Below are 9,353 nucleotides of genomic sequence, written 5' to 3'. Positions count from 1 at the left end.
TACGGTTAAACTTGAGATAAATATACTTATGCAAGTCTAAAGGATGATGTAAGCAATCTTTTGGGAACCAATACCCGCTTTAGATGGATCATTACGCCAGGAACCGATATCTTTTTTGTGTATAACCACAATTGGTTAGATAACCATGAAGTCAATAGAAGACTGATCACCACCCAGAAGGGTGCCGCCATGAAGGTGGTGTATACGGTTCGATTTTAAGGGGGGAATGGCCCAAATACACTAGTTGTGACCAGTGCGAAAATTAGGAAGAAACCATAATATTCATATCATTTTTAGGAAAAAAAGCATACTTAGTAAGATTCTATATTTAAATAGGTCTATAGTATCTTAACAAGGAGTAGCGTTCATTTCTCCCTACTCTTTGTGTATTACGCTATTTAACCTTTACTTCTTCCATAATGTGTTCAGGATAGGCAATATAATCTCGACCCATATAATTTTTCATACACAAGCCTTTTGCCAATCCTTTGTCAGTAATTTCATCACCGTTAATGAGACCATCATTTTCCATTAAATCAATAAACTCAGCTTGTTTTAAACCTAAGATTTTGGAAATTTTAGAAGCCGAGTATATGCGGCTGTCCATTGTTCTAACTCTGCTGTTTGTCTTGGATGGTTTTGGATTTTGTTTGTTCTTTTTTTCTACTGGAGTAAGATCATCTATTACAATTTTTATTCCTTCTAGTTTTTTAGATCCTATTAACCCACTTAAACCCTTACTTTCTTTTAATATAGGTTCGCTTTTAAACTTCAATTCAGAACCCTCAAATATTTTATTGAATTTTTCTAAGGGATCGGTTTCATTGTTATTTAATCCAAAAACATTATTCTTAACGGTTGATACTCCTTGTGATATTAAGGAATCAGCACCGTCTATTACCTTGCCCAGTATTCCTGTAGATGCGTAATGCACTAAAAATCCAGATTCAATATTGTTAGCTAAGGAATAGTCATATAGATTTAGACTGGTTAACATAAAGTGTGTGTCATTCTGGAAGAACTTAGCATGTAACCTTTCATTATATCTAATCTCTACGTTGGGGAATGATTTTAAAAATTCTAAACTGTCTTTTTTTATACTTTTATAAATGTTGTTTTCATTCTTGCCAAATAGGACCCTTAGCCTAAAATCGGGTTTACCTATTTTTTCTCGTAGTGCATCCTCAATCCTCTTATCTAAGTCGAGGAAAGGTGATATTAATAATAATTCATTCTTGGAAGTTCTAATTATGTTCTCAACCGCTGCAATCAATTGATTGTCAAATAAAAATTCACCATCTATAGTCATTGTTTTCAGTATAAAGATTAGTCGATTATTTTAATAGGAAACGTCTGTCAAAAAGTTTTATTGCATTATAAATTTTGAAGCACCTCCCTAGACTTGGTTTTTAACTTGCTATAATTGATTCCAATGTGTGCTCTTTCATAATAAGTATATATCCCAAAGGCGATACCAAAAAGCGGTAAACTTTTTTAAATAAAAGCACAAGTACGATCTATGATAAAGGTTTAATCATGCTTTAAGTTCAAAGGTCTAGATAGGAAATTTAAGATAATTGGATATCTTTAAGGCTTAATAAAATTACACCCACCACATCAATGACAGAACAGAAAGCAAAACTAGAGCAACAACTCTGGAACATTGCCAATACCCTACGAGGTAAAATGAATGCCGATGAATTCCGCGATTATATATTGGGCTTCATTTTTTATAAGTACTTAAGTACAAAAATGAACCTGTATGCCAATAAAATATTAAAACCAGACGGACTCACTTTTCAAGAAATTGAAGGACATCCCCAGGAAGCCGAATATATGGCTGCTATTAAAGATGCTGCCTTAGACCGCTTGGGGTATTTTTTAAGACCGTCCGACTTGTTTAGTGAATTGGCAAAAAGAGGTAATGGCGGTGGAAAGCACCAGTTTATTCTGGGAGATTTGGCTAAAGTGCTTACTCATATAGAGCAAAGTACCATGGGGTCTGAAAGTGAAGAGGATTTTGGAAACTTATTTGAAGATTTGGACCTCACCAGCTCCAAGTTAGGAAAATCTGAAAATGATAAGAACGAGCTTATTGTAAAAGTCCTTACGCATTTAGATGAGGTAGATTTCGACCTGGAAAACACGGAGAGCGATGTCCTAGGGGATGCCTATGAGTATTTAATAGGGCAGTTTGCCAGTGGCGCTGGTAAAAAGGCCGGGGAGTTCTATACCCCGCAACAAGTATCTAATGTGTTGGCACAGTTAGTGACAGTTGGTAAGGAGCAACTGAGAAATGTGTACGATCCTACCTGTGGTTCTGGCTCGCTATTGTTGCGTGTGGCCAAGGAGGTAAAGAGTGTGGGTGCCTATTACGGGCAGGAGATGAATCCTACTACTTATAACTTGTGCCGAATGAACATGATTATGCACGATGTGCATTACAAGCGGTTCGATATAAAGAATGAAGACACCCTAGAGCGACCCCAACATCTAGACTTACGGTTTGAGGCCATTGTAGCCAATCCGCCCTTCTCGGCAAAGTGGAGCGCGAGTCCCTTGTTTATGAGCGACGACCGATTTTCGGCCTATGGGAAATTGGCACCCAGTTCTAAGGCCGACTTCGCCTTTGTACAACACATGGTGCATCAGCTGGATGATAACGGTACCATGGCGGTAGTGTTACCACACGGGGTATTGTTTAGGGGCGCTGCCGAAGGACACATCCGTAAGTACCTTATAAAAGACCGTAATTATCTGGATGCGGTAATAGGCTTGCCTGCGAATATCTTTTACGGTACCAGTATTCCCACCTGTATATTAGTATTGAAGAAGAATAGAGAGCATAAAGAAGACGTTTTGTTCATAGATGCCAGTCAGCATTTTGAAAAGGTGAAGACGCAGAACATGCTGCGCGAAGAAGACATTAATAAAATAATTGACACCTATAAGGCGCGTACCACAGAAGACAAATACAGCTATGTAGCCAGCTTGCATGAGATAAAGGAAAACGACTACAACCTAAACATTCCAAGGTATGTAGATACGTTTGAAGAAGAGGAGCCGGTGGACTTATCAGCGGTGTCGGCCCAATTAAAGGCCCTCAACAAGGAAATTGCCGACACAGACGCCACCATAGCCGATTTCTGTAAGCAGTTAAACATAGAAACCCCTTTCTAATGGCAGCACAAAACACATCTTTGCGAGGGAATTGCGAGGAGGAACGACGCGGCAACCCGAAGCAAACTTCTGAAACCCAAACAACGCCGTCTTTGCGAGGGAATGGCGAGGCGGAACGACGCGCCGACCCGAAGCAAACTGCTGAAGCTAAACGGAACCCCGCATCAAAGGAACCCCGCACCCCCACCCTCCGCTTTAAAGAGTTTGAAGGGGAATATGTAAAATCTAAACTTGGCAATGAGTTGAACCTCTTCAACGGTTATGCTTTTTCAAGCAAGGATTCACGTGAAAAAGGAATTAGATGGGTGAAAATTGCTGATGTTGGAATTAATGAGATGAAATTGGAGGCACAGTCCTACTTGCCGGAAGAATTCAAAGAAAAGCATTCTAAATTTCTCTTACAAAAAGGCGATTATGTTGTTGCATTGACACGACCAATCTTGGGAGGTAAGTTGAAAATCGCAAAAATAAATGATGACTTTGACGGGTCCCTACTCAATCAAAGAGTCGGGAAGTTAGTTTCAAAAAATGACTTGGAGTACATGTATTGCATGTTACAACAAAAGTCTTTGATTAGTAGGATTGAAAATAGAATAGCTGGAACTGACCCACCAAATTTATCACCTAACGAAATTGCAACGTTAAAGACATATATCCCCTCCCTCCCCGAACAACAAAAAATAGCCTCCTTTTTAGCTGCGGTAGACAAAAAAATACAGCAGCTCACCAAAAAGAAGGAATTGTTGGAGGACTATAAAAAAGGGGTGATGCAGCAATTGTTTTCTCAAAAAATACGCTTTACACCCACCTTGGACGATTTTGAAGAGAAATTTGAAAAAGGTATGATGATCGATATGGCTGCGAACTATCCGGATTGGGAGGAAAAGAAATTTGGAGATTTGTATTCATTTCATTCAACCAATTCACTATCCCGAGATAAATTGAATTATGAGTCTGGCACTGTATACAATATTCACTATGGTGATATTCATACTAAATTTAAAACAGCATTTTATTTAAGGGACGAGTTTGTTCCTTTTATAAATAATGATATTGATCTCTCAAGAATTAAATCAGAATCATATTGTAAGAATGGTGATTTAGTTATCGCCGATGCATCCGAAGATTATGCAGACATAGGAAAGACAATAGAATTAATAGATTTGAAAGGTGAGAAGGTATTAGCTGGTCTCCATACTTTTTTGGCACGTCCCAAAACATCAAAAACCGTAATTGGGTTTTTTAGTTACCTACTTAAATCTTGGAGTATGCGAAAACAGATAATGATTATCGCTCAAGGGACAAAAGTTTTAAGTTTATCAACTGGAAGAGTTGCGAATTTGAAACTTAAATTGCCAAGTAATGAAGAACAACAAAAAATAGCCAATTACCTGTCGGCCATAGATACTAAAATAGAAGCGGTTAACCAGCAAATAGAAAAAACGCAGGAGTTTAAGAAGGGGTTGTTGCAGCAGATGTTTGTGTAATGAGGGTCTTTGCGAGCGTGCCTGCCGTTAGGTAGGCAGAGCGCGGCAAGCTGTCGTCATTGCGAGCGAAACGGAGTGAAGCGTGGCAAGGAGCATGGATTAGGCAGATTGCTTCGGCTGATTGCCGCGTCGTTCCTCCTCGCAATGACAGCCTCGCAATGACCGTACAATGGGGCGATTGCTTCGTTTAACTCGCAATGACATGAAACCAGGATATGTGTACATATTGGCGAATAAGAACAACACCACACTGTACGTGGGGGTGACGTCCAATTTGGGAAGGCGTATACAACAACATAAAGACAAGCACTATAAGAAATCGTTCTCCGCGCGTTACAATGTAGATAAGTTGGTATATTATGAAGCCTTTCAAGACATAGGAGAAGCCATAGGAAGGGAGAAACAATTAAAAGCAGGGAATAGGGCCAGGAAAGTAGTATTGATAGAGAAGGAGAATCCAGGATGGGAGGATTTGTCAGAACAAGCGACAGATTGCTTCGGCTGATTGCCGTGTCAGTTGGCTAGATCCTTAACCCTTGTATTGCACTACGGAATACGGGATAGGAATATCAGATATAAGAGAATAAACAAATAAATGTTAATAGATATGGCAATATGGTATAGAAATTGTAGATTTGTATTAACAGTACACACCACGCTACCCGTTAGAACAGCGTCCCAGGGTGTGTCTTTTGCTTTTTATACCTTCCCTTTAAAAAATAGTGCCTATGTTTAACAAGCAGGCATTAACCATATCACAGCAAATAAACCAACTTAAAAAAAGAGGTTTAATCATTTCCAATGAGGCTTTAGCGACGGCATACCTTTCGCATATAAGTTATTATAGGTTAGGTGAATATTGGTATGTGATGCAATCTGATAAGGAGAATCATATTTTTAAACCAAATAGCAATTTCACCGATGTTGTAGCTCTGTATAATTTTGATGCTGAATTGAGAATCTTACTATTTGGGATAATTGAGAAAATTGAAATTAGCCTACGTACAAAACTTATTTATCACCTATCCCATGAGATTGATCCTTGGTGGTTCCAGAATTTCACACTTTTCACTGATAGCATGGCCTTGGTGAAAACGTTATCGAATTTGCAGGAAGAGTTATCAAGGACAAAAGATGAATCTATTAAGAATCATAAGAAAAAGCACAAGGATGACTTGCGTTTTCCACCATCCTGGAAGTCGTTGGAACAAACTAGTTTTGGCGCTTTATCCAAGCTTTATGGAAATTTAAAGCCAACAGTAAAGTCAAAAGATGTTATCGCGAAAGAATTAGGAGCAGTTAACCATACCTACTTACCTAGTTGGTTGCAATCTATAGCACAAATCCGTAATTTTTGCGCTCATCATTCCAGATTATGGAATAGAAATTTACCTGGAACCGTAAAACTACTTCCTAAACCACCAAATCCGTGGATTCGGAATTTAGAGAATATTCCTAAACAGCATGAATTTCAAAAACTATATGTACACATGTGTTTAATGAAATATTTATTAAACGTCATTCAACCTAATAATACATTTATGCAACAATTGGATAATTTGTTTACCGCCTATCCTAATGTAGATTCAGATGCGTTAGGGATGAAACCAAATTGGCAGCAAGAACCATTATGGCAATGACAGCCTCGCAATGACAGCCTCGCAATTAGTCTTTGCGAGCGGAACGCAATGAAGCGCGGCAAACTGTTGAATAGATGCATGAATTAACCAATTGTGCTAACACAAAAAAGTAAAATAAAATGACCACCCAACCAGAAGCCATACTAGAACACAACCTAATTCAACAACTCGTTGGCTTAGGCTATACTTCTGTTAACGTACAGGACGGCGGCGCCTTGCTTTCCAACTTAAAATCGCAGTTGGAAGTCTTTAACAAAGCTAGCTACACAGATAAAGAGTTTGATGGAATCCTTAACCACTTGGCAAAGGGCAATGTGTTTGAAAAGGCCAAAACCCTAAGAGATCGTTATAGCTTTGCTAGGGAAGATGGCGAGGTGGTATATGTGCAGTTTTTTGATTCGGAAAACTGGAACAATAACTTCTTTCAGGTAACCCATCAGGTGCAACAGACGGGATCTTATCTCAACCGGTATGATGTAACTATATTGGTGAACGGCTTACCCCTGGTGCAAATAGAACTCAAGCGCCGTGGACTGGAAATTAAGGAGGCCTTCAATCAAATAAATCGGTATCAACTACATTCTTTTTGGAGCAACCACGGCCTGTTTCAGTACGTACAACTCTTTGTCATTAGCAACGGAGTAAATACGAAGTATTTGGCCAATAACAAACTGCAATCCGTAAAGCAGACCTTCTTTTGGGCAGACAAAAACAATAAGAACATTACCGAGTTAACCGATTTTGCGGCTGCTTTCTTAAACCCGGACCACTTAGGGAAGATGATAGCACATTATATTGTGCTCAACGAAACCCATAAGATATTGATGGTGCTTCGTCCGTATCAATACTATGCTACCGAGGCTATTATCCATCAAGTAAAAACAAGTAGGGAAAACGGGTATATTTGGCATACTACGGGCTCTGGCAAAACCTTAACGTCCTTTAAGGCAAGTCAGATTCTAATGGATGTTCCCAATGTAAACAAGGTAGTTTTTGTGGTAGACCGTAAAGATCTAGACTATCAAACTATGAAGGAGTTCAATGCCTTTAAAGAGGGGAGTGTAGATTCTACCGACAATACCCACAGTTTGGTACAACAGTTCCTGGGAAAATTTAAAGATAAAAAAGGGGTGCGAAAAGATTCGGATCTAATTATCACTACCATTCAAAAATTAAACAATGCCATATCGGGTCACTATCGCAATAAATTGGCCCATTTAAAAGAGGAACGTTTCGTGTTTATTTTTGATGAGTGCCACCGGAGTCAGTTTGGGGATACCCATGCCCGTATAACCGAGTTCTTTTCTAAAAGTCAGTTATTTGGGTTCACCGGAACCCCTATTTTTGCGGAGAATGCCTCTAAAAACGATTTAGGGAAGCGTACAACGCGCGATTTGTTTGGGACGTGCTTACATAAATACGTCATCACAGACGCCATTAGCGATGAGAACGTACTGAAATTCGGTATTGAGTATATCGGGAAATACCGGAATAAGAGTAACACTTTTATCGATATTGAAGTTGAGGATATCGATAGAAAGGAGGTGTTGGATTCCCCTATGCGATTGAATAAAATTGTGGACTACATTATCGCCCACCACGATCAGAAAACCTTCAATAAGGACTACTCGGCCCTTTTTGCCGTGAGTAGTATTGACAATGTAATTGCGTATTACGATATTTTTAAACAGAAGAAGGAAGCAGGAGAACATAATTTGCGTATCGCTACCATATTTACCTATGGAGCGAACGAAGACAATGAGGATGCCCAGGATTTTTTGCCGGGGGATGAGATGCTGCATGCAGCAGAACCAGCAGTGGCGTATAATAGCAGTCACACAAGGGATAAGTTGGAGCGTTATATCGCCGACTACAACCAAATGTACAATACCAGTTTTACCACCAAGGACAGTCAGCAATTCGAGAATTACTTTAAGGACATTAGTAAGCGATTAAAGGAACGGGAGAAAGATACCTTTAATGATGAAAAGGATAGGCTAGATATTGTATTGGTGGTAAATATGATGTTGACCGGATTTGATGCCAAAAAGGTAAACACCCTCTATGTAGATAAGAACCTAAGGCAACATGGCTTAATTCAGGCCTTTTCCCGTACCAACAGGATTTTAGGGGAGCAGAAATCGCAGGGAAACATACTGTGCTTTCGCAACCTTAAAAAGGCTACGGATGATGCCATCACCCTGTTCTCTAACAAGGAGGCCATAGAGGTAGTGACCATGCCAGATTATGAGGTGATTGCCGAGAAATTTGAAGAAGCCTTAAATAACTTACGGGAAATTACCCCTACTTATCAGGCCGTAGATGATTTGAATAGCGAAGAGGACGAAGCAGCTTTTGTACAGGCATTTAGAAGACTGATGCGGAATATGAATGTCTTACAATCGTACACCGATTTTGATTGGGACGATCTTCCGATAGAGGCGCAGGAGTTTGAAAATTATAAAAGCAAGTACCTGGACTTGTACGAAAAAGTAAAACGGGATTCCAAAAAACAAAAGGTTTCAATTCTGAATGACATCGATTTTGAACTGGAACTGATCCATAGGGACCAGATAAATGTGGCCTATATTCTAAAGCTATTGGCCAAAATGAAGGGAGCCAATGCCACTGAAGCAAAAGTCCAGAAAAAGGCGATCATAGATCTACTGGGTGGAGATGTGATGCTGCGCAGCAAACGCGAACTGATAGAGAAATTTATTGAGGAAAACCTTCCCAAGATCGATGATGTAGATGCTATAGAAGAGGAGTTTGAAGCCTATTGGCAAGATGAGAAGGTATTGGCCTTGGGGAAATTATGTGAGGAAGAGAATTTGGATCAGGCCCAGTTTAAAGCCTTGATAGACGCCTATGTTTACAGCGGCCACGAACCCATAAAAGACGACGTTTTTAAGTGTTTAGACAACAGACCCAGTATTTTGAAAGCCCGAGAAATAGGGGAGCGGATTCTCTCCAAAATGAAGCAGTATGTCCAGGTCTTTATTGAAGGAATGACGGGCTAGGGGAGATTTTAAACAAGTATCTAATC

The 9,353-nt window shown here is 39.5% G+C and carries 7 protein-coding genes; 6 read left to right on the top strand and 1 reads right to left on the bottom strand.

The window, feature by feature from the left end:
- Positions 1 to 60: 60 nt before the first annotated feature.
- Positions 61 to 219, top strand: coding sequence for a hypothetical protein (locus BV214_RS16760; protein ID WP_176328481.1), 159 nt, complete (start codon positions 61 to 63; stop codon positions 217 to 219).
- A gap of 175 nt (positions 220 to 394) precedes the next feature.
- Here BV214_RS16760 and BV214_RS07950 read toward each other — a convergent pair whose 3' ends face one another.
- Positions 395 to 1,309 carry a phospholipase D-like domain-containing protein gene (locus BV214_RS07950; protein WP_086476970.1) on the bottom strand — a complete coding sequence of 305 codons (915 nt, stop codon included), beginning with the start codon at positions 1,307 to 1,309 and terminating at the stop codon, positions 395 to 397.
- A gap of 311 nt (positions 1,310 to 1,620) precedes the next feature.
- Here BV214_RS07950 and BV214_RS07945 point away from each other — a divergent pair, with 311 nt between their 5' ends.
- The 5 genes from BV214_RS07945 to BV214_RS07925 all read left to right on the top strand — a co-directional run bounded on the left by BV214_RS07945 (position 1,621) and on the right by BV214_RS07925 (position 9,327).
- A complete protein-coding gene (locus tag BV214_RS07945) occupies positions 1,621 to 3,180 on the top strand; it encodes a type I restriction-modification system subunit M (protein ID WP_086476969.1) in 1,560 nt (519 codons plus the stop codon).
- The gene (locus tag BV214_RS07940) at positions 3,180 to 4,667 is read left to right on the top strand and encodes a restriction endonuclease subunit S (protein WP_086476968.1); all 1,488 of its coding nucleotides are present in this window, start codon (positions 3,180 to 3,182) and stop codon (positions 4,665 to 4,667) included. Before BV214_RS07945 ends, BV214_RS07940 begins: the two co-directional genes overlap by 1 nt.
- Positions 4,668 to 4,869: 202 nt before the next feature.
- Positions 4,870 to 5,172, top strand: coding sequence for a GIY-YIG nuclease family protein (locus BV214_RS07935; protein WP_086476967.1), 303 nt, complete (start codon positions 4,870 to 4,872; stop codon positions 5,170 to 5,172).
- Positions 5,173 to 5,395: 223 nt separating this feature from the next.
- On the top strand, positions 5,396 to 6,307 hold the full coding sequence (locus BV214_RS07930) for an Abi family protein (protein ID WP_086476966.1): 912 nt from the start codon (positions 5,396 to 5,398) through the stop codon (positions 6,305 to 6,307).
- 119 nt (positions 6,308 to 6,426) lie between these two features.
- A complete protein-coding gene (locus BV214_RS07925; RefSeq protein WP_086476965.1) occupies positions 6,427 to 9,327 on the top strand; it encodes a type I restriction endonuclease subunit R in 2,901 nt (966 codons plus the stop codon).
- Positions 9,328 to 9,353 lie beyond the last annotated feature (26 nt).

It is taken from the genome of Arenibacter amylolyticus (assembly GCF_002150785.1).
GTDB classification, from domain to species: Bacteria; Bacteroidota; Bacteroidia; order Flavobacteriales; family Flavobacteriaceae; genus Arenibacter; species Arenibacter amylolyticus.
The sequence above is the reverse complement of the archived record's forward strand: the minus strand, read 5'-3'. Positions and strand labels throughout refer to the sequence as shown.